Below are 1283 nucleotides of genomic sequence, written 5' to 3' on the forward strand. Positions count from 1 at the left end.
GGTCTTCAGATTCCTATTGGTTTACTTTCTGACCGATACGGTCCCAATCGATTTTTGATTATAGGGTCGCTTTTAACGGGAATAGGAAGTCTTATCTACAGCACGTCTCCTAACGAATATGTGTTAATTTTCTCTCGTTTACTAGTCGGTACGGGAGACTCCATGATTTTTGTCAATTTAGTGTTAATTTTAAGTCAGTKGTTTAAGGGAAATGAGTTTGTAAAGCTATTAGGTTTAATTGGGCTGGTAGGAAGTGTAGGTTCATTATCAGCTACCGTGCCTTTGTCTATGTGGATTTCATTTTCAGGCTGGAGGGTTCCCTTTCTTAGCATAGGTCTAGTTTTAATGGCGGTATCCTACCTGCTTTATGTCGTTTTAGTGGTAAAACCTAAACGATTATTTCAAGATGATGCTAAAGCAAATAAATCCTCTGTTAAGACCCCGGAAAGTGTATGGGCGATCCTAAGGAGAGTGATGACGACTCGCCAAGCCTGGGCAACATTTCTTTGTCATTTTGGTGTAGTTGGTACATATATCGGTTTTATTGGTTCTTGGGGAGTTCCTTATGGAATGAATGTGTTCCATTTATCTCGCGCTGATGCAAGTCAGCTTATTATGTATGGTCTGTTTGGCGCTATGATTGGCGGACCTTTAATCAGCTGGATATCAAGCAGGTTAAATTCCATTAAAAAAATTTATTCACTTATTCATCTTATTGTGGTGCTTAGCTGGACTGGGTTATTACTTTCCGGCGTGAAACCTTCATTCATGCTAGTCGTTATTTTGCTTTTTATCATCGGCTTTGGAAACGGCGCAAGCGCTTTGACATTTGCCGTAGTACGTCAATCCTTCTCAGTAAAAGAAGTAGGAGTTGTATCAGGTTTTGCCAATATGGGAGGCTTTTTAAGCGCAGTATTATTACCTAGTATTTTCGGAAATGTCCTGGATTTATTCCCCGAGCGTTTGTTGCATGTTGGTTATCATTATGCTTTTATGATTCCCATTTTGTTTTCAATGATGGGGTTGTTAGGTGTCTTACTAATTAAAGAAAAGGGAAAAAAGGAGCAGAAAGTGCTGAATGCTTCTTAATGACTTTACATAAGAGATGTTCACCATATAAGTTCGTAACTTTAGTGTAAGACAATATATTTTATGTAATTATTCCTAATATAAATCATTAAAAATAACACAACACATAAAGTTTACTTTAATGCACAGCAAGAGAAATAACAGAAAACGATGAATTAAATGTAAATTAAAGGAAATTAAAAGAAGTTAAAAAG

At 36.9% G+C, this 1283-nt stretch carries 1 protein-coding gene; it reads left to right on the forward strand.

Annotation, left to right across the window (positions count from 1 at the left end; genetic code table 11):
* Positions 1-1089: MFS transporter (locus tag AC1DRF_RS28295; protein ID WP_477742344.1), on the forward strand; the 1089-nt coding region annotated here is incomplete at its 5' end.
* Positions 1090-1283 lie beyond the last annotated feature (194 nt).

It is taken from the genome of Priestia sp. P5_B4, assembly GCF_056400385.1.